The sequence below is a fragment of the Clostridium sp. UBA1056 genome (assembly GCA_002316385.1).
Lineage (GTDB): Bacteria > Bacillota > Clostridia > Clostridiales > Clostridiaceae > Clostridium_J.
Genome location: DCDL01000061.1, coordinates 133,349 through 157,850 on the forward strand (window position 1 = coordinate 133,349; position 24,502 = coordinate 157,850).

A 24,502-nucleotide genomic window follows, 5' to 3' on the forward strand; every position below is an offset into this window, starting at 1 on the left:
GAATGACATATATGGCAGTTATTGAGTGGAAGAGTTTTTTAATTCCATATGACCAAGCAGTAGAGGAATTAAAAGTAAAGTTTAAAAGTATACGAAGAGAATTAAGAAAGAAAAATGAATATTCACCTATAGAATTTGTAACGGGTAGGGTTAAAGAGGTTTCTAGTATACTAGAAAAAGCTAATAAATTTGATATACCTTTAGATAGAATCCAGTATGAAATGGAAGACATTGCTGGACTAAGAATCATGTGTCAATTTGTAGATGATATTGATAAAGTAGTAAATATAATACGCGAGAGAAAAGACATGAACATAATTTATGAAAAAGATTATGTTACTAATGTAAAATCTAGTGGTTATAGAAGTTATCACATGATTATAAAATATCCAGTAAATATGGCATCTGGAATGTGTGAAGTCTTGGCAGAGTTTCAAATAAGAACTTTGGCAATGAACTTTTGGGCTACAGTGGAACATTCTTTAAATTATAAATATAAGCATGCTATACCAACGGATATTAAGGCAAAGCTTAAAAATGCAGCAGATGCTGCCTTTAACTTAGATACAGAAATGCTAGCAATAAAAGATGAAATAAAAGATGCTCAAAAGCTCTTTGAGGTAAAGTCATCTTTAGTAAGTAATATAGTGGAAAATATATTAACTATATCTTCTCTTGGGAAAACTGGAGAGGCATCAAGGTTTACAGAAGAGCTTAATAAATTATTAGAAGTAGGAGATGTATTTGAACTTACAAGCCTATTAGAAGAAACTAAAAAGGTTCTTGAAAGATATAAATAGTATTTAGTGGTACAAAACTCCATATTCCTCATATGATGATATATAACAATATTTGGTGAGGGAATAGAGTGAGCGAGCAATTAATTAAATATCAATCAACTACTTATGGAGATAAGTATGTAGATGTTACAGTTGAAACTGGTGATGATAACAGAGGTGTTATCTATGGTAGAGTAATTGATAAAAATAATAAGCCAGTAAGTGATGCTGTAGTAAAGTTAATCATACTTCAAGATACAAATGATCCATTGAGCATTTTACCTATAACTCATACCTTTACAGATGAATATGGTCAATTTTTATTTGGTCCACTACCACCAAATAAAACCTATTTAATAAAGATATGGCATGATGATATTTATGTAAGGGCAGTTACTGTAAAAGAAAAGGAAGCAAGACATAGCTCTATAACAATAAGAGAAGATGTAAATTCTAGCACTGTTAAAAGTGAAAAGAAATTACCAATAAACCATAGCGAAAAATAAAACAGAGGATTTTTTCCTCTGTTTTTTTAAAGTGAGTTTCAAAATCAATGATTTGGCTAGGCAAACTTACTGCGCTAAACGTATGTGAGGTGGAGTTTCATTTAAACTACTAAGTAAAATGATTACTGTTTAAATTTCTATTAGGCTCTGGTATTGATTTTTTATTTACCAGAGGAGGCATCATCTCAATGAATTCCATATTCTTTTATCACCTTTTCAATATAACTGATTATAAAAAAATAAAACCGATATTTGTTTAATTATTGAATTATATGGAATATAATGTTATGCTTGGCATATGAATAATCTATGATTTAGTGCATAATTATAAAATATTTCAAATCAATATGAGGGGGAAATAAAATAATGAAAATATGCTTTGAAGAGTTTAAAGATGAAATTGATACTCTTGTAGAATTTTTAACCTCAGATACCTGGGAGTTTTATGGAACACCAAACTTAAATCCAGAAAGGATTAGATTGAGCTATGAAAACCAGCACTATACTGGTGATTACTGCAAAACATTTTGGGTTATTTTAGACCAAGATACAAAAGTGGGAATGATAAGGATTTATGATTTAGAAGATGATACTCCGATGTTTGACATAAGAATTTTGAGTAAGTACAAAGGTATGGGAGTTGGTACAATTACTGTAAATTGGCTTGTTGATTATATATTTAGTAATTTCCCTGATAAGGATAGGATAGAAGCTAATACAAGGCAGGATAATTATGCTATGAGATGTGTATTTCATAAGTGTGGTTTTGTTAAAGAAGCACATTATAGAAAAGCATGGGGAGGCCAAAATGGACAAATATATGATTCAATTGGTTATGGCATTACAAAAGAAGATTGGCAAAATGGAAAAGCTATTCCAGTAAATTGGAATGACTTTAAGTATTAAGTATATAAATATGTAATACTCTCAAAACGCGTATTAAGGGAAGTTTAAATACTTTCCTTAAAAATTGTTGCAATATCAACAGTACTTTAAAACATAGTATGTATTTTATATTCTTTATATTCTAATTTATTCATGGAATACTCATTATAAACCACTATAGATTTTTTTATTAGTTAAATTTTATTTACAATAAGCGAAATAAATGAATATAATAGTATTGAATTAAAATATGATAAAAGAATGATTAAGTTAATAAAAACCTAACCATTCTTTTAATTATGATAATTTATTAGTTAGCAACTATATTTACAAGTCTGCCTTTAATAATTATAACTTTTCTTACAGTTTTTCCTTCAAGGTTAACTTTTATTGTTTCATCATTTAAAGCTGCTTCTTTTATTTCATCTTCAGAAGAAGAAGTTGCAACATTTATTTTAGCTTTAATCTTACCGTTAATTTGAATAGCAATTTCCACTTCATCTTTAACTAAAGCCGCTGGATTGAATTCAGGCCATTTGTCGTTAGATACTGAGTAAGACATTCCAAGGGTTTCCCATTGTTCTTCACTGAAGTGAGGAGCAAAAGGAGCTAAAAGCTTAATATAGTCAACTAACACTTCTTTTAAGAAGGAAGTATTTTTAATATCTTCATTTATATATTTATTAAGAGCATTTGTAAGCTCCATAAGTCTTGCAATAGCAGTGTTGAATTGAAGTTTTTCAGCATCCTCGCTAACACCTCTAATTGCAAAGTGTCTCCAATAGTTAAGCTCTTTTTCAGCAGCATCTATAGTATCCTTAGCAGCTTTCTTACAATTAACTTCTGCAATGGCAGTATCTAAAGTTCTTTCTATTCTATCTACGAATTTTCCTATAGATTTTATGCCATCATCACTCCAAGCACCACCATCAATGTAACCAAATCCAAACATTAGATACATTCTAAATACATCAGCACCATATTCTTTGATATAGTCATCAGGAGATATAGTATTTCCTTTAGATTTACTCATTTTCTGTCCATCAGGTCCTAAGATTAAACCTTGGTGAGTTAATGATAGAAATGGTTCATCAAAGTTTAGAAGCCCCATATCTCTAAGAGCCTTAGTGATAAATCTTGCATATAGAAGGTGCATACAAGCATGTTCAGGACCACCCACATATTTATCTACTGGAAGCATCTTATTTATTATTTCACTATCAAAAGCCTTTTCAGTATTTTTATTATCTGCATATCTTAGATAATAGAAAGACGAACATACAAAGGTATCTAAAGTATCTGCATCACGGTGAGCAGCACATCCACATTTTGGACAAGTCACATTCATAAATTCTTCAGATTTAGCAAGAGGAGATTTTCCGTCTGGAGCAAACTCTACGTTGTATGGAAGCTCTACAGGGAGTTGATCTTCTGGTACAGGAACTGTTCCACACTTATCACAGTGAATCATTGGAATAGGTGCACCCCAGTATCTTTGTCTAGAAACTAGCCAGTCACGTAGTCTATAGTTAACTTGTTTTTTACCAAGACCTAACTTTTCGAGTTCTGCAACTACAGCATTTTTAGCTTCTTCACCCTTAAATCCATCAAATTTTCCACTATTCATCATTGGACCATATTCAGTAAATGGAAGAGCATCTCCACCTTCTATAACTCTTTCTATAGGTAGATTATACTTTTGTGCAAAGGCATAGTCACGATCATCATGAGCTGGAACTGCCATTACTGCACCTGTACCATAGGTATTTAGTACATAGTCTCCAACCCAAATTGGAATAGCACCACCGTTTATTGGATTTACAGCATAAGAACCTGTAAACACTCCAGTTTTTTCTCTAGAAATAGATTGTCTTTCGATATCGCTCTGTTTTGCAGCAGCTTCTTTATAAGCTTCTACAGCAGCCTTATTTTCTTCTGTAGTAAGTTTATCTACTAATTCATTTTCAGGAGCAAGAACCACATAACTAACTCCAAATAAAGTATCAATTCTAGTAGTGAAGGTGTTAAATTGAATATCTGAATCCTTAACCTTGAAAGTTACCTCCGAACCAGTTGATCTACCAATCCAGTGTTTTTGCATAGACTTAGTTTTTTCTGGCCAATCAAGAACATCGAGTTTTTCAAGAAGCTCATCTGCATATTCTGTGATTTTAAGGAACCATTGAGTAAGATTTTTCTTTGTTACTTCACTTTCACATCGTTCACAATGACCTTCTACAACTTGCTCATTGGCAAGTACTGTATTACAACTAGGACACCAGTTTACTGGAGCATTCTTTCTGTAAGCAAGTCCCTTTTCATATAATTTTAGAAATAACCATTGAGTCCATTTGTAATAATCTGGTCTACAAGTTACAACTTCATTGTCCCAGTTAAACATTGCCCCCATAGCTTTAAGTTGTTTCTCCATAGTTTCAATGTTTTTATCAGTAGAATCTTTAGGGTGTATTCCAGTTTTGATTGCATAGTTTTCTGCTGGAAGACCAAAGGCATCAAAGCCCATTGGCTGGAATACATTATATCCTTGCATTCTCTTCATTCTAGCCCATGAATCTACTGGTCCATAGTTAAACCAGTGTCCTGCATGTAGCTGGCTTCCTGATGGATATGAGAACATCTCAAGGACATATAATTTTTTATCCATATTGTTTTCATCAAATTTATATAGGTTTGTTTCTTCCCATTTTTTCTGCCATTTTTTATCGGTAGCAGTTCCATATCTAGCCATAGTAATCCTCCTTGTTTGATAAACATCAAAATATTTTATTGAAAATAAAAAAAGTCTCCATCTCTTATATATAAAGAGACGAAAACTGTAATTCCGCGGTACCACTCTATTTAGACCATAAAGGTCTCACTTAATAAGATAACGGCTTAGTCCGTACTTGCTTTTCACAAGTAAGCTCCTAGGCAAGTTCATATAAGCTTATTACTACATTACACCAAGCTGTAGCTCTCTTTAAATAAGTAATTATATTACTACTCCTCATCACTGCAATAAATTATTAAGTTTTTTAAAAATTATACATTAAGAATAAAGGAAATGTCAAGGAATTTTAATATTCCGTCTCTTATATTTTAAATTTTTTAGTTCTTATACTATTTATGAAAACTGTAAGAACGTAGTCAAATACGAAGAAGGCTACATTTCCACCTATAAACATAATTATTAAGGGATATTGTAGTTCAATTGTAGGCATAAACAATTGTTTATATAAAAGAAATGCTATAAAGATTATCACATTAAAATAAACTAGTTTTAATATGATTTCTATAGTTATATTTCTTTTTTGTTCTATAAAAAATTTTACTATGCCGTAGGGACCAAAGATTAGCACATAAAAAAGACAAAGAGTTTTGTCGGGGATTATGAAGTAAGCTAATACAGAGGAGCCTATATATACTAATAAAGTGGTTTTCATATCAGCAATAAGTATTCCCAGGGGAATAAGTGCTGAAGTTAGACCTAATAAAAATAAAGTGTTAAAGGTAATAAAATTAGCGGCATATAAGATAATAAGAGTTAAAGCAATAAGCATACCGCCCTTTGCTATATTCGAAGCCTTATTTTCTTTCATAGTAACCTCCTTTTAACAACAACCAATACAATCTCCACCCATACATTCACAACAAGTATCTAACATCCAAATATTTAAGCAAGTATTGCACATATCATTAGAACTATTTCTTTGTCCATAATAGGTATTTCTATAGTTACTTTGAGTATGATTTAATTGATTAAGCATTTGTCTATATTCAAAGTTATTTGGATCCATTCTACAAGCTGTATTTATTAAGTTATTTGCACTATCATACCAACCTTTTCTAAGATGAACAACTCCCATTAAAAAGTTCCATTCAGCAGTTCTATTAGTCATGGCATTAAGTTTTGCTTCTGCACCACCAATATTTCCTCTGTTAATATCCATTCTAACGGATTGAAGATTAGGATCATTATAGCTATTAGAACTACCACTATAGGTTGAGGAAGTATTTCCATAATTAGAAGATCCATTACCAGTATTACCTTTTTTACTTAATATATCATAAGCTTCGTTTATTTCTCTAAGTTTTTCTTCTGCTAAGTCTTTAAGTGGGTTATCAACATACTTGTCTGGATGATATTGTTTTACTAGCTCTCTGTAGGCCTTTTTAATTTCATCTTGAGAGGCATTTTCTTTAACTCCAAGTACTTCATAAGGATTATTCATGTTTCTTGTCACTCCTTGATTTTATAATTTCTATTTTATTCATGAGTCCTAATTGCAATATATTAAAGAGCAAATCTTTATTTTTATTTATAGGAAGTTTATTTAAAGCTTCAACAGTAGTATTTGCACTCATTAATAGATTGAATTCAATTCTATTAACTTGCTGAGCAATTAAATCTTCATAGGAGATATTTTCAGTATTAAAAGCTTTATTGATAGCATTAAACTTATGCTTTTCCATATCTTCCTTTAAGTCATCATATGCATCTATTATATAGATCCATCGTCCTAAATTATAACCTAAATTATATAAATTATCATAAAAATCTTCATTCTTATAATAATAAGATATTATAAAAGCTGTTAAAGAAGCAAATGGATCACTAAGTTCATCAATAGATATGATATCTTGAGATTTTTCAAGAGAACTTAACTTCTTTATATTTTCTTCTATATTTACTAAGAGTGGAGATAAATCTTCTTCAGATTTGTTTATAAATTTTTTTATGTACATCGAAATGAATTTTTTATTTAGAGAATTATCATCATTATAATCATCTAATAACTTATAGTATACTAAAGCTACATTACAAAAAGCTGCATAATCTAAGGCTTTGTTATCTATAACCTTAGGCTTTTTTTTCATAGGGTGAGCAATGCACTTAGTAACTACATACTTATGCTTACTACATTCTAAACTGTCTAAAAGTATACCTAAAAAAGTCATATCATAATTTAAAGACATTCTACATAGATTAGAAAAATTATTTTTTATAGATATACATAGTCCACAATAGTAAGCTTTAAACATTTCATAGTCTTTAATTTTTAATTCCATTTTATATGGTGTTACATAACCAAACATTATATTCCTTTTATTGATCCTTCCTCGTTTAATATTTCAAAGATTGTTTTAGAGGTAGTATCTTCCATAGTATATCCAAGTAAAGCTACAATTTGTTTTATTTCTTCCTCACTAGTTGATTCTATTTCTAGGTAAGGAAAAGGACAAAAGCTCTTATCGTTTATATCTATCTCAATAAGAGAATTTTTATACTTATAGCTTTCTCTATGTTTTTTTATAGATTCTACTAGCTCAAGGCCAAGAGAGGTAAATATTTGACTTCCAACAGTACTATTATCTATGATAATCTCATTTTCATCCATAACCTTATATTTTTCTTGGCTTAGAAGTTTTTTTGTAGTCATGTAATTTATTATTACATTGTTTAAATTATCTTCTACTACTCTAATTCTAGCATAACCTTTTTTATTTAGCATTCTTCTGTCTGGAAAATCATAGAGGTTATTAACTTGATTTTCATCTTTAACTTTTTCACATCCTAAACTATTTAGCTTAGATTTTATTTCATCTACATTTATCTTTAAGATTCTAGTTTCCATCTCTTGCAAGGTTAGCACCCCTTTTTTATTTAATGATGACATTATACCTTATGTTTAAGATTATAACAAATCTTATTGATATTGTTTAAAAAAAATATATAATTATTCTTATGTGGTAAGATCTATATTAGATATACTAAGTAAATTTATATTTAAATTTATGGAGGAAAGTAATGGAATATATAAATGAAATTAATATAAATGAAGCAATTATTCATATTTTAGATAATAATGCAGATGAGCCAGTTTTAAATGAATATCCTTTAGAATTAACAGAAGAAGTATATACATTTATATTTAAACATATTCAGAGATGTTTAAAGGATGAAGAGCTTAAGTATGCTATCTTTAACAAGGAGAGAAATATCGTAAAGGAAGTATCTCAAGAATATCTAAATGGAGAAAACAACTTAATAAATGTATCTAAGGAATTAGCTAGTCAGATGTTTATATTGATGAGGTCAAAGGGGAGTATACCTTCCAGTGACTTACTGACAGTATCATTTACTACAGAATATGGTGCTTTTATAGGGATATTTAAAATGGATTATATTAAAAATTACATGCATAATGTGGAATTTGTAGATGGAAAGATTGGGATAGGCATAGTACCTCAATTTACGGGACTTCCTTCAAGCAGCTCTAGAATACAAAAATGTGCCTTTATTAAGACTATGGCTAGTGATAATAAATATGATTTACTAGTAATTGATAAACAAAACAAAAATAACAAAGAAAATAATGATTATGGGGCTAACTATTTTATAGATAGCTATTTAGGATGTGCCATTATAGAGAATGAAAGAGACAAGACAAAACAGTTTTTAAAGGTAGCAGAAAAGTGGACTCAAAATGCCCTAAGTGAAAATGCAGAAGGTCAAGAAATTGTTCGTAGAGAAGTTAAGAAAAGGCTTAGAGAAGAAGATTCTATAGATTTAAATAATTTTGCTGAAGAAGTATTTAAGGAAGATGAATCACTAAAAAGAAATTTTAGAGACTTTGCTATTGAAAGTGGAGTAAGTGAAACCGTAGACTTAGATAAGCAGTGGGTAGAAAAGAAATTAAAGAGAGTTAGACTAAAAATAGATAAAGATATAGATTTATATATATCAGAAGAAGCTTACAATGATATCAACAAATTTGAGATTGAAAGAGTGGGAGACGGTAGTATCAATATGATAATAAAACATATCATTAATTATACTGAGAAATAGATAAAAGTAAAAACATGGAAATTGATTTCCATGTTTTTTATTTTTATATTATTTTAATGAATCTGTTGAACCTAAAACAGTTGTAACTTTATCTTCTACTAATTGTTGAAGATTAGTTCTTGCAACTCCAAGATATTTTCTTGGGTCAAATTCACTTGGTTTATCTGCAAATACTTTTCTGCAAGAACCAGTAACACAAAGTCTTAAGTCTGTATCCATGTTAATTTTGCAAACAGCCATAGATGAAGCTTTTCTTAACATTTCTACAGGTACACCCTTAGCACCTTTTATGTCTCCACCATTTTCGTTGCACATTTCAACATATTTTGGATCTACAGCAGAAGCTCCATGAAGAACTATTGGATATTTTTCAAAGCCAGCTTCTTCTAACTTTCTTGTAATAGTTTCAAGTCTTTCAAAATCAAGTTTAGCTTCGCCTTTAAATTTATATGCACCATGACTTGTTCCAATAGCTATTGCTAATGAATCAACACCAGTTCTCTTAACAAAGTCAACTGCTTGATCTGGATTAGTATAAGTAGCATCTTTAGCAGATACATTTACATCATCTTCAACTCCAGCAAGTTTTCCAAGCTCTGCTTCAACAACTACTCCATGAGCATGTGCATAGTCTACAACTTCTTTTGTAAGTCTTACATTTTCTTCGTAATCATAGTGAGAACCATCAAACATAACAGAAGTAAATCCATTTTCTATGCACTCTTTGCAAAGCTCAAAAGAATCACCATGATCTAAGTGTAGAGCAACATCAACTCCACTTTCTTCTACAGCAGCAAGCACCATATGTCTTAAGTAAGCTGGTCTCATGTATTTTATAGCTCCACTAGAGCATTGAAGTATTACAGCAGAGTTCTGAGCTTTAGCTCCATCTACAATTCCTTGAATTATCTCCATATTATTAATATTGAAAGCACCTATAGCATATTTACCTTCAAAAGCCTTTTTAAACATTTCTTTAGTAGTTACTAATGCCATAACATTATTCCACCCTTCTATTTATAAGATTAAGTCTATAATTTTATTATAATTGAAATTTTGGCTAAATGCCATATAGAAAATTACATTTTAAAAGTATAACTAAAAAAGTTGTCAAAAAATATTACCTACTGTTATAGATTCCAATTCTTTAACATGATTAATTAAAGTCTTCACCACATGGATAGATGAAAGAGCTTCATCTTTGCTCTCACATTTAGAATATTGACTAAGCTTTATAATTTCACTATAAATATTATCAAAATCAGTATGATTTAAAAATAAAGTCAAATTTGCTATATGTCCTTCATAGATATTTAAGAGTTCAAAGGATAACATATAACTTTCATCCCAATTATCATTTACTATATTTTCTTCTATTTTAGAAGAAACATCCAAAAGTTTATCGCAGGTTAATATTATATATTTGCTGGCAAAAAAAAGAATAAAGAGCATGAGGAAGAAGATGATACATGTAAATATCATATTTTTCATTTTATATAAAATCCTCCTTAATTATTTTTCTCATTATTGCTAGTATTAGTAGTTTCATTTTTAAGTTGAAAGTAAAATTTATGATTATTTGAATAAACTATTGCCACTAACACATCTCTATGACTTTTAATGTTATGGTGAGATAACTTTTTTTCTAACCAATATACGTCTTTATCAATGCTCTTAAGATTAGATTTATTTATAACACCATCCAATATTACTGGCATAGGAAGTGGTTCGTCCTCTACTTTTATTTTTAAATCTTGTCTTGTAGGCGGTTCATAAGGTGTATAAGGAACTATAGATAGGGAACCATCAGTTTCTAGAATAGCATAGTGTATTTCTTGTAAATTAAAATAACCATTTTGTCTAAGCTCAGCTAAAAGATCATCAAGATTATATCTAAGCTGTTTTAGCTCTTCTACATTTACTAAGCCATCTTTTATAAGTATACTAGGTTGACCGTTTAAAATAGATCGAATATGCTCGCTTTTAAGTTCTAAAAAAGAGGTCATTACTTGAAGAAAGACTAAAGTAGTTATAGGAACTATGGCATATATTAGTGGAATTCTATTATCTCCCATAGGAAGAGTAGCAAGTTCAGAAATCATTAATGCAACTACGAAATCCACAGGTTCTAATTGCCCAAGTTGTCGTTTGCCCATAACTCTCATAATAAAAATTAAATAAACATATAGTATAACTGTTCTTATTATAAGTATAAACATAAATATCACCTATATTTCTAATATGATGCTAAATATATTATGCACAGAATATAATAAATTATTTGTGATTTGTTGGTTTCATATTTACAATTATGTAATATAATAAGTAATACTAATATATAATCTAATTTAAATTAAAATTTTATTATTATCACTTTATTAGCTTAGAAGAAGTAAGTTAATAGAATATGTGGAAATAATCATAATAGAGGTGAAGGTATGGACAAAATTAAAATAAGAATAAAAGAGATAACTATAGAGGTTGATAGGGGAATAAGCTGTTATGACTTAATGAAAGAGTATGGATACAATCATAAAGTGCCTATAGTTTTAGTTAAAGTAGATGGAGAGCTTAAAGAGTTATCAACAATTCTTGAAGATAATTGTGATTTAGAATTTATTGATATTACAGATAAGCAAGGAATGATGTGTTATATAAGAAGTTTACAGTTCGTTTTAATTAAAGCTACTAAGGACTTATTTCCAGATAGCAGAATAAAAATTGAACATTCTTTGAGTAAGGGTCTATTTGGAGAAATATATAAGGATGTACATTTAGGGATAGATGATATATATGCAATAAAGAAGAGAATGCATGAAATAATCGATGTTAACATGGAGATTAAAAAGAAAAATTATAGTAGAGAAGATGCTATAGAGCTATTTAAAGAAGCGGGTATGGAGGATAAGGTTAGTCTTTTTAGTAATGTGAATCAAAGTAGCTTAGTAATTTATAAATTAGAGGAAGAAATAGGCTATTTTTATGGTCTAATGATACCTTTTACTGGATTATTAGAATATTTTGATTTAATTTACTATGATCCAGGGTTTATTCTTAGATTTCCAACTCAAGAAGAACCAACAAAAATTCCAAGGTTTGAAAAACATAAGAAATTGGCTAAAGTATTTTATGAGGCGGAAAAATGGGGAGATGTATTAGATATTGCACATGTAGGTGCTCTAAATGATGAAATTGAACATGGTGATATTGTAACTTTAGTAAGGGTTGCGGAAGCTTTACATGAGAAAAAGATAGCCAATATTGCTGATAAAATAAAGAAAAATAACAATATAAAACTAATTTTAATAGCAGGGCCATCATCTTCGGGTAAAACTACATTTTGTAAGAGACTGGGAGTTCAAATGCGAGTTAATGGTTTAATTCCAGTACCTATATCCTTAGATGATTATTTTATAGATAGAGAGCAGACTCCAAAGGATGAGTTTGGTGAATATGATTTTGAAAGTATAAATGCACTGGATTTAAAGTTATTTAATGAACATCTTCAAATGCTTCTAAATGGAGAAGAAGTTAAACTTCCAACCTTTAATTTCATAACAGGAAAAAGAGAATGGCTGGGAAATAAAGTTAAGCTTCCAGATGAAGGTGTAATAGTTATTGAGGGAATACATGGTCTAAATGAAGTTTTAACAGCTTCTATTCCATATAATCACAAGTTCAAAATATATATTAGTCCTTTAACTCAAATAAATATGGATGATCATAATAGAATAGCAACTACAGATGTAAGGATGATTAGACGTATAGTTAGAGATTATTTATCTAGAGGATATGATGTGGAATATACACTAAAAATGTGGACGTCTATAAGAAGGGGAGAAGATAAAAATATTTTTCCTTATCAAGAAGGTGCAGATGTGATGTTCAACTCAGCACTTATATATGAATTAGCAGTTTTAAAGAAATATGCTTTGGCAGAGCTTTATAAAGTACAGCCACAAAGTACAGTTTATAATGAAGCAAGAAGACTTATAGAATTTTTACATTTCTTTAAGGAAGTAGATAAGGATGTGGTTCCAACTAATTCCTTAATTAGAGAATTTATAGGTGGAAGTTGTTTTTATCAATACTAAATTAATGAATTATTTAAATTGTGTATAATCAAAATTAGATGTATTAGTATAGTTTTAATATTTCTATATACATTCTAAGTTAGTAGAAAAATAAGTTTAGATATTTTAGAAAGGGCTAGATAATAGTGTTAAATACGTAATACTATTATCTAGCTCTATTTGTATTGAAAATAATATTTATTATATATATGAAATTATGGTATAACTATAGTGGACATGTATTGATACCTAATTTTTTATTAAAAAGTTAGATGTTTTTAATGTTTAAATAGTGACATTATACTAAATGGGTATACTAAATTAAAATTAATTAATTGAGGAGACAATAGAAGATTTAAATTTAGTATAGGCTAGAGTGGTATTTTATAGGAGGAAATTATGAAAAGTTACAGCGTATTTGATATTATGGGACCTATAATGATTGGTCCTTCAAGTTCACATACAGCAGGAGCTGCAAGACTTGCAAAATTAGCTGCAAAGATTGCAGAAGATGATGTTAGAGAAGTTAAATTTTTACTTCATGGCTCCTTTGGAAAAACTTATAAAGGCCATGGTACAGATAGGGCACTGGTAGCAGGAATTTTAGGTATGGATCCTTGGGATTATAGACTAAAAGAATCCTTTACTATAGCAGAAGAAAGAGGTGTAAAATTTACCTTTGAAGAAACTGATCTAGGAGATGTACACCCTAATACAGTGAAATTTATAATGAAGGATTCTAAAGGCACAGAAACTACAGTTACAGGCTCATCTATAGGAGGAGGAAATATAGTTATATTTGAGTTAGATGGACAAAGTATCCATTTTACAGGAGAATATCCAACTCTTATAATTACTCATCGTGATGTGCCAGGAATGATATATAAGATTAGTAATCTTTTATTTAATGAAAATATAAATATAGCGTCAATGAATGTATATAGAAAAGCTAAAGGATTGGAAGCTTCAACTGTAGTTGAAACTGATGGCATAGCAAGTCATGATGTGGTAGACAAAATAAGAAATATAGAAGATGTGAAAAATGTAGAGGAAATTTTACCACCAATGAAAGGAGAGTAGATTTTATGTTTTTATCAAAGGCTAGTGAAATAATTGAAGTATGTAATAGAGAAAACATATCAATTGCAGAATATACTATAAGAGAGGAAATGGAGTCTTCAGAAAGTTCTAGGAAAGAATTAATAGAAATGATGAGAGATAATCTAAATGTTATGAAGTCGGCAGCTCAAGAAGCCATGGATAAAGAGGTTATATCTATAAGTGGACTTATAGGTGGAGATGCAACTAAGCTTAGAAAATATTTTGAGAAAAAAGAAACTTTATGTGGTGACTTTATAGTGAAGGCTATGGCGAGAGCTTTGTCTTGTTCTGAGGTTAATGCTGCTATGGGAAGAATAGTGGCAGCACCTACTGCAGGGAGCTGTGGCATTATACCAGCAGCTATTATAACTGCTGGAGAGAAGTTAAATAAAACTGATGATGAGATGATAACTGCACTATTTACGGCTTCAGGGGTTGGAATTTTAATTGCAAAAAATGCAACTTTAGCTGGTGCTGAAGGTGGATGTCAAGCAGAGTGTGGTAGCGCGGCTGCCATGGCTGCAGCTGCTGTTGTAGAAATGATGGGAGGAACTCCAAAGATGGCCTTTGACGCAGGAGCTATGGTAATAAAGAATGTGGAAGGGCTAGTTTGCGATCCAATAGCAGGCTTAGTTGAAATACCATGTGCTAAGAGAAATGTTGCAGGAGCAGTAAGTGCTCTTACTATGGCAGATGTAGCTATGGCGGGAGTAGAGAGTAAAATTCCTTTTGATGATACAGTTATGTCTATGTATAAAATAGGAAAGAGATTACCTAGTGAATTAAGAGAAACTGCCTTAGGTGGTCTTGCAGTAACTCCATGTGGTCAAAAGTTAAAGGAGAAAGTATATTCTAAAAAATAAAAATATAAAGTGTTTTAATGCAGTTACACCTTAAGAAAAAACATAGGTGTAACTGTTTCTTTATAATATGAATAGAGTAAATATATATCTATGTAATATTATGGAGGAAAGCATGAAAGACTTTAAGAAAAGTAAGTTCAAGTTAAAAGGTTTTATTGAAAGAGAAGAAGTAGTTACCTTGGTGGTATTATTAATTTCTATGGTATTACTTTTTATAAATATAGATTCAAGCATAGTTAATGTTATAATCTATTCACTAATCATGATTCCTTTGGCAATTTTATTAGGCAGAGGAACATCAAAAATATCTGATTATATAGGTGAGAAAAGGGGAGGACTTATTTCAGCTACAGCAGGAAATGTACCAGAGCTTATGATGGGGCTTTGGTCTATAAAGTATGGGATGATTTCCATGGCGAAAGCAGGGCTTTTAGGAGTTGTTGTTACAAATATGTTATTAGGGTTGGGAATTGCTGTGTTTTGCGGTGGAATAAAATATAGAGAGCAGAAATTTAATAAAATAATTGCACGTACAAATTTAAATATGCTATTTTTAGTTATGTTTACTATAATAATTGTATCGGCTTTAAATAGATATTCTATTATTGATAATGGCAGTTTTCAAAAATTAAGTTTAATTATAGGTGGAGTATTGATACTGGTTTATATACTAGGTCTAATATTTTCATTATATACCCATAGCAATTTATTCATATTAGATGAAAAAAAGATATGTTCAAAAGACGTAAATAAGAATGAAACTAGGAAAGTTTTTGTATTAATTATATTAATAACAATACTTTTATATTTCATAAGCCAAAAGCTAGTGAGTGGTGTAAATGTTATTGTAGAAGAGTATAAAATTTCACAAGAGTTTATAGGAGTAATTTTAATTCCACTTTTAGGCTCATTTGGTGAAAATGCATCAAGTATAGTTTGTGCTCTAGAAAATAAAATAGATGCTAGTCTGGAAACTGCCATAGGATCAAGTATACAAATTACTATGTTTGTAATTCCTGTATTAATTATTTGCTCTTCTTTTATGGGGTTCCAGGTAAATTTATTGTTTTCAACTTTTCAAATAGTAACCATGTCTATAGCTATGGGCATGTCTTATTTTGTGTTTCAAGATGGTAAAACTTATTGGTTTGAAGGAGCATTGCTTATAGCTGTATATATAGTAGTGACTCTCTCGTATTATTATGTAGCTTAGATTACATTAATAATAATATTAAAAGCAACTNNAGTTGCTTTTAATATTATTATTTTATTTTTTCTTAATTTGAAAATGACTAACCATAAGATATGAAAGTAATGTAATAAATACCATAGGAATTATTGATGGTATAGGTCTTACAGTAGAAAAAATCTCAAGTACAGCCAATAGGCTACCAGCTACAGTTATAGGTATGCCTGTGAATACATTATTAAATTCTGTACAATTATATCTAGCTAAACGAAAAGCTCCTGCCACAGGGAATAATACTAATAAAATTTTACCTAAAAGTCCAAAGTTAATAAATCCATATAAGGAAAATGCTAAAATTGATGGTGCGACACCAAAGGAAACTAAATCTGCTAGAGAATCAAGTTCTTTCCCTAATTCACTGTGAGTATTTAGGAACCTTGCAACTGTACCATCATATCTATCAAGAATTCCTCCTAATAAAATTAAAATTCCAGCTGTAGTAAAATCATTATTTATAGTAAGTTGAATCGATAAAACACCACAAATTAAGTTACCCAAAGTCATAGAATTTGGGATAATAGATTTATTCACATTATCACCTACCTCTACCTTATTATATACATTTTAATTACTATTGTAAAATATATATGCAATGAAAATTAGATTTAATTATGAAGTAGGAAAATATGAATAAATTTAAAAAATTTGAAAAAAGGTTTTTTAAATGGTAATATGATATAGATTAAAGGGAATAAAGTATAATATAGATGTATACTTACAAATAATATTAATGGGAATAATTAAATTAATAAGTTAAATTATTTATAAATAATTTAGGAGGAAATTATGAAAAGAGTTAAATTTATTTATAATCCTTATTCGGGAGAAAATTCAATAATAAACGACATAGATAAAGTAATAAAAATTCATCAACAGTATGGATATACTGTAGAACCCTTTAGAATTAGTAATGATGTGGATATTAGAGATACTCTTATTGAAATAGATGAAAGCTATAAGTATATATTAATAGCAGGTGGAGATGGTACTATTGATTCAGTAATAAATAAGATGAAGCAAAACAATATAGATATTCCTGTAGGTTTTTTGCCTGTAGGTACAGCTAATGATTTTGCCAAATATTTAGGGATACCAAATGATGTTTCTGCTGCTTGTAAGCAGATTTTAGAAGGAAAGGTTAAACGTTTTGATCTTGGTAAAATAAATAATAAATACTTTGTTAATGTAGCTAGTACAGGAGTGTTTACAGATATATCTCAAAAAACTGATAGTAATCTTAAAAATACCATGGGAAAGTTAGCTTATTATTTAAAAGCTGTAGAGGAGGTTAAGAATCTAAAGAAGATAAATGTGAAGATTACTTCTCCAGTAATAAACTTTGAAGGTAAAATATATACGTTACTAGTGTTTAATGGTCAAACAGCAGGAAATATTAAATTTGCAGATCACTCAGAAGCAGACGATGGCCTACTAGATGTAGTGGTTATAAAAAAGGAAATTTTAAAGAATGCTTTTAATAATTTAATTATTATGATGAGAAAGGGACAGGTTACTGATTTAGATGGAATACTTTATTTTAAGTGCAAGAACTTAGTCATAGAGTGTGATGAGAATGTAGCAACAGATATTGATGGGGAAAAAGGACCTGATTTACCACTTGAAATTACCTGTGAACGTAGGGCTATTAAAATAATAGGATATAAGGAAGAATAATACTTTCATAAAATAAATAAAAAATAATATATATATAAATATAATTATTATTTTGGAGTGTGGATAGTGAATATTTATATATACTTATTTTTAATTTTAACTATGATGTTTTTGATTTATGAGGCTGTGACCTTAAGTATAGAGTATTGTCCTGTTAAGATAAAGGAAGTGCTCACAATATCTTTTATTTTACTTATAATTAGAATAATTAGTTTGTTGATACTTCTTCTAGCTGATAATATGAAAAGTGTATATTTAATGAAAAACCTAGTTTTCTTAAACATCATATATATTCCCATAAATATATATACATGTTTATATATATTTTATAGAAACACAAGAATGAATATAAAGTGGTTTTATGGAGTTTTTATTGCAGGTATAGTGGTTTATTTGGCATGTATTTTTAAAATTCCTATGGAATACTATATTTCATTATCCTATGGATATAATATTATTTTAAACAACTCACTACCATATAAAATACTATTATGTGTTAACGGACTATCCTTCTTTATGGGGATAAAGAGCTTTAGATATAATCATAGTGTAAAGTGGGGTACAGCATTAATTAGTATAGCTTCATTAGTATTTATAGGAACCACTGCAATAGCACTGCAAAGTAGTGAAAATATAGGTTACTTATTGATAGGTGATTTGGCTTGGATGGCAGCGCTATATGGAAGCATTAGAACCTTTAAGCAACGCTTAGTTAAAAGTATGAGATAAGTTATTAGCTTATTTAAAGAGAGGGAAATATGAATAAAATAACAAACATAATATTATTATATTTTGTAGCTATATTACCATTTTTATATTTCTTATATTTTGTTATAAAAAAGGCAGTAAAAGATGGATTAGCAGAGCATGATAGAGATAAAAATAAAATATAGAAGTTAAAATTTAAAAGGATATTTAAGGTTTGAATATAAATCTTAAATATCCTTTATTATTTTTCATAGGCTTGCTTATATAAACTTACTTCGAGTAATTAAACTTTTAATGAGAATACTAATGATAATATTAGTAAGTTAATAATAATATAATTCTTTTCTCGCACTAATTTATACATTAAACTATATTGACGTAATAAGAGACAAATATTAATAGGGTTATTAGGATTATTATGGTAAATTAATATATAAAAATTGGATTAACCTAGCAAAGTGTAGTAATTTGCATGAAAATAGAGAAAAATTATGATATTAAATAAATATGAAGAAATTCAACCAAATTTGAATAATATAGTTACAAAATTTAATCTGTAGATTATAATGAATATATGAAATATATTTAATTAGGTGGTGAGAAATTAATGGACGGTGGGCCTTTGTTGTGCACGGACTGTGATGATATTTATAAATTGAATAGAAATAGGGGAATACTGTTTATTAAGTTTTAGACACTTATATGCATTTTCCTCTATTTAAGGAGGAAAGAATATGGAAAAACTATCAGAATTTTATCTAAGTAGTATTCTAAACAAGTGGGTTTATGATGAATTAAATTATTGCATAGGAAAGTTAGAAGATATTTATGTAACTACAGATTATGGCTATCCAAGAGCTATAGGATACAAGATTAAAAATGGAAGAGAAATTGAAAACTTTGAATTTAGAAATATTGATGTATATAAAGAAAATGGTAAATATATTATTAAGGTTGTACAAGTTAAGGATATAATTCCAAGAAAGTATTCATATCTTTTATCAAAAAATTTATTAGATAAGGATATAGTAGACGTAAATGGCAAAAAGATAGTTAGAGTTGTTGATTTAAAAATGGTTAAAAGTAATGGATATTTAATTGTAGTAGGGGTAGAATCAGGAACTTTAGCACTTGCAAGAAAATTAAAGATTGAGAATCCTATAAAGAATGCATATGCCTTATTTAATAAAACACCAAAAAAAAATTTAATAAGCTGGGAGAGCGTTCAATCTTTAGAGATGGTAGATTCATCTTTAAAGCTTACAACGCCATATAATAAGCTGAGTAAGTTGCATCCAGCTGATATTGCTAAAATTATTGAGGATTTATCATCAGAGGATAGAGTTAAAGTTATAGATGGATTAGATATTGAGTTGGCTTCAGATACTTTAGAGGAAATGGACCATGATATAGTAAAGGATATTCTAAAAAATTTAAGCGAAGATAAGGCAAAGAAGATATTAGATATCATGCCTAACGATGAGATTGCCAACATGCTAGATAATATGGATGAAGAAACCACTAATCGTGTATTAGTTAATTTAGATGATGATGATGAAAATGAAATAAGAGATCTTATGAAATATGAAGATGAAGTAGTTGGTAATATAATGAATACTGATTTTATATCTTTTAACATAGATATAACAATAGAAGAAACAATCAATATACTGAGAGAACTTAAACCAGAGGAAGAAGTAGCTCATTATATATATATTATTGATAAGAATGAAAGACTACAGGGAACAGTATCTCTTATAGATTTGGTTATAGCAGAACCAAAAACTAAACTAAAATCTATTATGAATACAGAGACATTTAAAGTAGTGGATACAGATGAGATTGATGCTGCTATAGCAACTGCTGTAAAGTATGACTTATATTCTGTACCAGTGGTAGATGAAGAAGATAAGTTATGTGGAGTTGCAGTAATGGGAGATATTATAGATCAAATTTTATCACCAAGTTGGAAACGTAGAATCAAGAGGATGGCATAAAATATTATATAGAGTGAATTGATGAATTAAAATAAAACCTTAGATTAAATAAAATGTTTAATCTAAGGTTTTATTTTTAAAAATATATTTTTAGATATTATAATAACTTCATCAGCCTCATATATTTACATATGGAGGTGAATGTTTTGAAAAAGAAATTTATGAGAATAACTTTATTACTAATAATCATATTAGTTATTATAATTACTTTTATAGCAATAAAGATGCAAATTATTATAAAAAGTCATGAAAATCTTATATATAAAGGAATTAGCATTAATAAAATAGATGTTTCACTTTTAAATAGAGAGGCGGCTATAGATAAAGTATGCAAAGATATAACAGGTATCAATGCAAATAAAAATGTAAAAGTTCAGATTGATGAAAAAAGTTATGAAATATCTTTTGATGAGTTAGGTGTTCAGAAAAATGTAGAGGAAATAGTTGATATGGCATTACTTTATGGGAAGAAAGATAAATTCATAGGTAAATATAAAAATATTAAAAAAGGTGTAAATAGAGAATTTTACACCTTAACAACCTTGGATGAAGAGAGTTTTAATAAGTTTTTAAATGTTATGGAAAAAGAACAAAATAAATCAGCAATAAATGCAACTATAGATCATGAATGGAATGGCTTTATTATAACCCCTCATGAACTTGGAAGAAAAATAGATGGCGATGATTTAAATAAAAGTATTCGCGAAGCTATAGATAATAGCCTAGATGATAGTGATATTCTTGTAAATGTAAACTTTAACAAGGAATATCCTAAGATTATGGAAGAGGATTTGAAAAGTATAGATACTAAAATATCATCATATACAACTAGCTTTGGAAATTCTAGCTTTGGTAGATGTAGAAATATTGAATTGGCAGCTAAATATATAGATAATACAGTAATTATGCCTGGAGATGAATTTAGTTTCAATAAGGCTGTGGGTGCAGCTACGCCTAGAAAGGGATTTGAATATGCAAAGGTAATTAAAAATGGAACTTTTGTAGATGAAATTGGGGGAGGAGTATGTCAAGTCTCTTCAACTTTATATAATGCTGTATTAAAAAGTAATTTATCTATAACAGAAAGAAGAAATCATAGTAAGATAATATCCTATGTTCCGATGGGACAAGATGCTATGATATCTTATGGAGTTTCAGATCTTAAGTTTAAAAATAACTTTAATCATCCTGTTTTGCTTGAGACTATTGTGCAAAATAAGCAAATAACTTTCAATATATTCTCTAATGAAAAAGATAAAGAACCTAATTATGAAATAAAAAATGAGATAGTAAAAGAGATTAAGCCTAAAAAGGAAATTATTTATGACTATAGCTTAAGTGAAGGTAGCATAATGGTGGAACAAAATGGGAAAATTGGCTATATAGTAAATACTTATAGAGTTAGATATGATAAAGATGAGATAGTAGAGAAGGTTTTAGTTGGTGAAAGTATATATGCTAGTAAAAATACTATAGTTAGAATGGGAAAAGATTAAAATTATTACAATGTCCCAATCTATTTGAATTAAATATCCATATATGTTAAAATAGTAAAGGATTAAAATTATTACCCAGTTATAGAGAGTATATCTATAACTGGGTAAAATTTTAGCAAATTCCAAAAAGTTAAAAGGTTTTTTCGGGTATGCTAACGAAATATTAAGAAGAAAGTAATGGACAAAACTTAGGGAGGAGTTAAAATGGCAAACAATGTAGAACTGATAGAGAGTATTGTAGGTAATATAGAAAAAGTTATAATTGGAAAACAAAAAGAAATTTATGATATTATGAAGGGAATGATTTCAGGGGGGCATATCTTAATAGAGGATGTACCAGGAGTTGGAAAGACAACTTTGATAAAGGCTATAAAAGAAAGCTTGAACTTGACATATAGTAGAATTCAATTTACGCCTGATTTACTGCCTTCAGATATTACTGGAATTTCTATTTATAATGCTGGTACAGGAAAATTTACTTTTAATAAGGGTCCTATATTTTCTAATATAGTTTTAGCAGATGAGATTAATAGAACATCACCTAAAACACAGTCTGCTCTATTAGAAGTAATGGAAGAAATGCAAGTTTCAGAAGGTGGAGTGACATATGAAGTAGAAGAACCATTTTTTATAATGGCTACGGAGAATCCTATTGAATATGAAGGAACTTTTTCTTTACCAGAGGCTCAATTAGACAGATTTATGATAAAAGTTCATCTTGGATATCCAAGCAAGATGGATGAAGCATATATTTTAAACTTATATAGAAGTGAAAACCCATTGAATGAGTTAACTCCTGTAGCCAATAAGGAAGATATAATAAATATACAGAAACAAGTTAAGGAAATAAAAGTAAATAATGAAATTAATAAGTATATAGTAAACATCATTGATGCCACAAGGAATCACAAAGAAATAGTATTAGGGGGAAGTACAAGAGCATCCATAGGATTACTTAGAATTGCGCAAGCTACAGCACTAATAAAGGGGAGAGACTATGTAATACCAGAAGATGTTAAAGAAAATGTTAAGTTGGCTCTTTCTCATAGATTAATATTAACTAATGGTTCCATTGCAAGAGGAATAAAGGTAGAGAATATTTTAGAAGAAATTTTAAATGTGGTAATAGCTCCAAAGGTGAGAGTATATGGTGAAGATTAAAAAGTCATATTTTATATTAATAGTTTTTGCTTTTATATTTGCGCTATTTTCGGGAGGAAATCTACCATATTCTATTTTTTATTGTCTTCTTATAGTGTTAATTATTACAGGAATATATACTTATTTTGTAAGAAAAAATTTAAATATTGATGTAGTTAGTGATAAGGAAGAGATAATTGCTGGTCAAAATAATAATATTACAATAAAAATATACAATAATTCTATATTTCCGATATCCTATATAGAAATAGAAAATTCTCTTTTAAAAGAAGTTATGAAGAGGTATAGAGGCGATATTCTATCGATTAATATTAATAGTAATAAATTTATAAAAAGAGATATAAATATACCAATTAGAGGTGAGTATAGATTAGGCAGTACAACTAGTGTAATTAGTGATATATTTGGAGTTTTTAATTGGAAAAATAAATATAATCACAGGGAAACTATAAAGGTATATCCTAGCACATATTCCTTGAAAAATATTAAAATAAGAGGCGCCAATCTAAGAGAATTTAATACTAAAGCTGTAATGAAGGAGTTAAACAAAGGTCCAGAAAGCCTAGAAACTATTAAAAATATTAGAGAATATAGGATTGGAGATAGCTATAGAAGAGTAAATTGGAAAGTTACTGCAAAACATGGAAAGCTGTTTGTAAAGGAATATGAAAGTAGTGAAAGTCCACGTATACATGTATTCTTAGATCTAAGAGAAGATCCTTTTAGCTTAGATAAAGCCGGAGAAAAAGAAGAAGAAGTCGTAGAATTTTTCTTATCTTTAATAAATTATATGCAGGAGAGAGGTGCTAATTCACAAGCTATAATTATAGGAGAGACCACTGAAGTTTTTAATATTGGTAATATGGAGCATTCAGAGGGATTAAAGACTCATATGGTGAGTAAGTATAGCGAAGGAAAAGGTAAACTACCACTTTTCATGAAAAAACTAATGCTTAACATAAATAAAAAAAGTGCTGTTGTAATAATAACCTATGATATGAGTAAAGAAAATATAGATTATTTTATAGACTTATCTACAGAAGGATATGCGGTTACATTATTTTATCTAGATAAAGCACCAGGGATCAGTGATGATATTATTTTTCACATGTTAAATAAGGGTATAAATTGCTACAGCATAGAAAAAGTAAGGTGATATC

General features: G+C 29.0%; 24 protein-coding genes and 1 other annotated feature. Of the genes, 15 read left to right on the top strand and 9 right to left on the bottom strand.

Annotated features, from left to right (window positions below; genetic code table 11):
• The first annotated feature begins 11 nt into the window (after positions 1 to 11).
• The 3 genes from B3W71_RS17745 (at position 12) to B3W71_RS17755 (ending at position 2,191) form a co-directional block, all read left to right on the top strand.
• Positions 12 to 800, top strand: a complete 789-nt coding sequence (locus tag B3W71_RS17745; protein WP_346890272.1) for a GTP pyrophosphokinase family protein — start codon at positions 12 to 14, stop codon at positions 798 to 800.
• Between the two features lie 68 nt (positions 801 to 868).
• Positions 869 to 1,285, top strand: a complete 417-nt coding sequence (locus B3W71_RS17750) for a carboxypeptidase-like regulatory domain-containing protein (RefSeq protein WP_346890273.1) — start codon at positions 869 to 871, stop codon at positions 1,283 to 1,285.
• Positions 1,286 to 1,651: 366 nt separating this feature from the next.
• Positions 1,652 to 2,191 carry a GNAT family N-acetyltransferase gene (locus tag B3W71_RS17755; RefSeq protein ID WP_346890274.1) on the top strand — a complete coding sequence of 180 codons (540 nt, stop codon included), beginning with the start codon at positions 1,652 to 1,654 and terminating at the stop codon, positions 2,189 to 2,191.
• 289 nt (positions 2,192 to 2,480) lie between these two features.
• Here B3W71_RS17755 and leuS read toward each other — a convergent pair whose 3' ends face one another.
• The 5 genes from leuS to B3W71_RS17780 form a co-directional block, all read right to left on the bottom strand.
• Positions 2,481 to 4,919: a leucine--tRNA ligase gene (leuS, locus tag B3W71_RS17760; protein ID WP_346890275.1), complete on the bottom strand. Its 2,439-nt coding sequence runs from the start codon at positions 4,917 to 4,919 to the stop codon at positions 2,481 to 2,483.
• 71 nt (positions 4,920 to 4,990) lie between these two features.
• Positions 4,991 to 5,193: a binding site (T-box leader), on the bottom strand.
• A gap of 69 nt (positions 5,194 to 5,262) precedes the next feature.
• Positions 5,263 to 5,769: a hypothetical protein gene (locus B3W71_RS17765; protein WP_346890276.1), complete on the bottom strand. Its 507-nt coding sequence runs from the start codon at positions 5,767 to 5,769 to the stop codon at positions 5,263 to 5,265.
• A gap of 12 nt (positions 5,770 to 5,781) precedes the next feature.
• Positions 5,782 to 6,402 carry a J domain-containing protein gene (locus B3W71_RS17770; protein WP_346890277.1) on the bottom strand — a complete coding sequence of 207 codons (621 nt, stop codon included), beginning with the start codon at positions 6,400 to 6,402 and terminating at the stop codon, positions 5,782 to 5,784.
• Positions 6,395 to 7,267: a DUF5685 family protein gene (locus B3W71_RS17775; protein ID WP_346890278.1), complete on the bottom strand. Its 873-nt coding sequence runs from the start codon at positions 7,265 to 7,267 to the stop codon at positions 6,395 to 6,397. The genes B3W71_RS17770 and B3W71_RS17775 overlap by 8 nt, the downstream gene beginning before the upstream one ends.
• Positions 7,267 to 7,815 (bottom strand): class IV adenylate cyclase, encoded by a 549-nt coding sequence (locus B3W71_RS17780; protein WP_346890279.1) that lies wholly within the window; start codon positions 7,813 to 7,815, stop codon positions 7,267 to 7,269. The genes B3W71_RS17775 and B3W71_RS17780 overlap by 1 nt, the downstream gene beginning before the upstream one ends.
• 164 nt (positions 7,816 to 7,979) lie before the next feature.
• Here B3W71_RS17780 and B3W71_RS17785 point away from each other — a divergent pair, with 164 nt between their 5' ends.
• Positions 7,980 to 9,020 carry a nucleoid-associated protein gene (locus tag B3W71_RS17785; RefSeq protein WP_346890280.1) on the top strand — a complete coding sequence of 347 codons (1,041 nt, stop codon included), beginning with the start codon at positions 7,980 to 7,982 and terminating at the stop codon, positions 9,018 to 9,020.
• A gap of 48 nt (positions 9,021 to 9,068) precedes the next feature.
• Here the strand turns inward: B3W71_RS17785 and fba are convergent, their stop codons facing one another.
• From fba to B3W71_RS17800, 3 genes are all read right to left on the bottom strand, one after another.
• Entirely contained in the window at positions 9,069 to 10,016 is a 948-nt protein-coding gene (fba, locus tag B3W71_RS17790; protein ID WP_346890281.1) for a class II fructose-1,6-bisphosphate aldolase, read from the bottom strand.
• A 114-nt stretch (positions 10,017 to 10,130) separates the two neighbouring features.
• Positions 10,131 to 10,511 (bottom strand): DUF4363 family protein, encoded by a 381-nt coding sequence (locus B3W71_RS17795; protein ID WP_346890282.1) that lies wholly within the window; start codon positions 10,509 to 10,511, stop codon positions 10,131 to 10,133.
• Between the two features lie 17 nt (positions 10,512 to 10,528).
• Positions 10,529 to 11,239, bottom strand: coding sequence for a DUF421 domain-containing protein (locus B3W71_RS17800; protein WP_346890283.1), 711 nt, complete (start codon positions 11,237 to 11,239; stop codon positions 10,529 to 10,531).
• A gap of 219 nt (positions 11,240 to 11,458) precedes the next feature.
• On the opposite strand from B3W71_RS17800, the gene B3W71_RS17805 reads away from it, so the two are divergent.
• The 4 genes from B3W71_RS17805 to cax all read left to right on the top strand — a co-directional run bounded on the left by B3W71_RS17805 (position 11,459) and on the right by cax (position 16,270).
• A complete protein-coding gene (locus B3W71_RS17805) occupies positions 11,459 to 13,114 on the top strand; it encodes a nucleoside kinase (protein ID WP_346890284.1) in 1,656 nt (551 codons plus the stop codon).
• A 378-nt stretch (positions 13,115 to 13,492) separates the two neighbouring features.
• A complete protein-coding gene (gene sdaAB / locus B3W71_RS17810; protein ID WP_346890285.1) occupies positions 13,493 to 14,173 on the top strand; it encodes an L-serine ammonia-lyase, iron-sulfur-dependent subunit beta in 681 nt (226 codons plus the stop codon).
• Positions 14,174 to 14,178: 5 nt separating this feature from the next.
• Positions 14,179 to 15,057, top strand: coding sequence for an L-serine ammonia-lyase, iron-sulfur-dependent, subunit alpha (sdaAA, locus tag B3W71_RS17815; RefSeq protein ID WP_346890286.1), 879 nt, complete (start codon positions 14,179 to 14,181; stop codon positions 15,055 to 15,057).
• Between the two features lie 112 nt (positions 15,058 to 15,169).
• Positions 15,170 to 16,270 (top strand): calcium/proton exchanger, encoded by a 1,101-nt coding sequence (gene cax, locus B3W71_RS17820; protein ID WP_346890287.1) that lies wholly within the window; start codon positions 15,170 to 15,172, stop codon positions 16,268 to 16,270.
• Between the two features lie 54 nt (positions 16,271 to 16,324).
• Here cax and pssA read toward each other — a convergent pair whose 3' ends face one another.
• Positions 16,325 to 16,837, bottom strand: coding sequence for a CDP-diacylglycerol--serine O-phosphatidyltransferase (pssA, locus tag B3W71_RS17825; protein WP_346890288.1), 513 nt, complete (start codon positions 16,835 to 16,837; stop codon positions 16,325 to 16,327).
• Between the two features lie 255 nt (positions 16,838 to 17,092).
• Here pssA and B3W71_RS17830 point away from each other — a divergent pair, with 255 nt between their 5' ends.
• The 7 genes from B3W71_RS17830 (at position 17,093) to B3W71_RS17860 (ending at position 24,498) form a co-directional block, all read left to right on the top strand.
• On the top strand, positions 17,093 to 17,980 hold the full coding sequence (locus tag B3W71_RS17830; RefSeq protein ID WP_346890289.1) for a YegS/Rv2252/BmrU family lipid kinase: 888 nt from the start codon (positions 17,093 to 17,095) through the stop codon (positions 17,978 to 17,980).
• A 66-nt stretch (positions 17,981 to 18,046) separates the two neighbouring features.
• A complete protein-coding gene (locus B3W71_RS17835) occupies positions 18,047 to 18,709 on the top strand; it encodes a hypothetical protein (protein ID WP_346890290.1) in 663 nt (220 codons plus the stop codon).
• A gap of 29 nt (positions 18,710 to 18,738) precedes the next feature.
• The gene (locus B3W71_RS17840; RefSeq protein ID WP_346890291.1) at positions 18,739 to 18,873 is read left to right on the top strand and encodes a hypothetical protein; all 135 of its coding nucleotides are present in this window, start codon (positions 18,739 to 18,741) and stop codon (positions 18,871 to 18,873) included.
• Positions 18,874 to 19,422: 549 nt separating this feature from the next.
• Positions 19,423 to 20,685, top strand: a complete 1,263-nt coding sequence (locus tag B3W71_RS17845) for a magnesium transporter MgtE N-terminal domain-containing protein (RefSeq protein WP_346890292.1) — start codon at positions 19,423 to 19,425, stop codon at positions 20,683 to 20,685.
• A gap of 146 nt (positions 20,686 to 20,831) precedes the next feature.
• Entirely contained in the window at positions 20,832 to 22,181 is a 1,350-nt protein-coding gene (locus tag B3W71_RS17850; protein ID WP_346890293.1) for a VanW family protein, read from the top strand.
• A 204-nt stretch (positions 22,182 to 22,385) separates the two neighbouring features.
• Positions 22,386 to 23,342 (top strand): MoxR family ATPase, encoded by a 957-nt coding sequence (locus B3W71_RS17855; RefSeq protein ID WP_346890294.1) that lies wholly within the window; start codon positions 22,386 to 22,388, stop codon positions 23,340 to 23,342.
• A complete protein-coding gene (locus B3W71_RS17860) occupies positions 23,329 to 24,498 on the top strand; it encodes a DUF58 domain-containing protein (protein ID WP_346890295.1) in 1,170 nt (389 codons plus the stop codon). Before B3W71_RS17855 ends, B3W71_RS17860 begins: the two co-directional genes overlap by 14 nt.
• Positions 24,499 to 24,502: the final 4 nt, after the last annotated feature.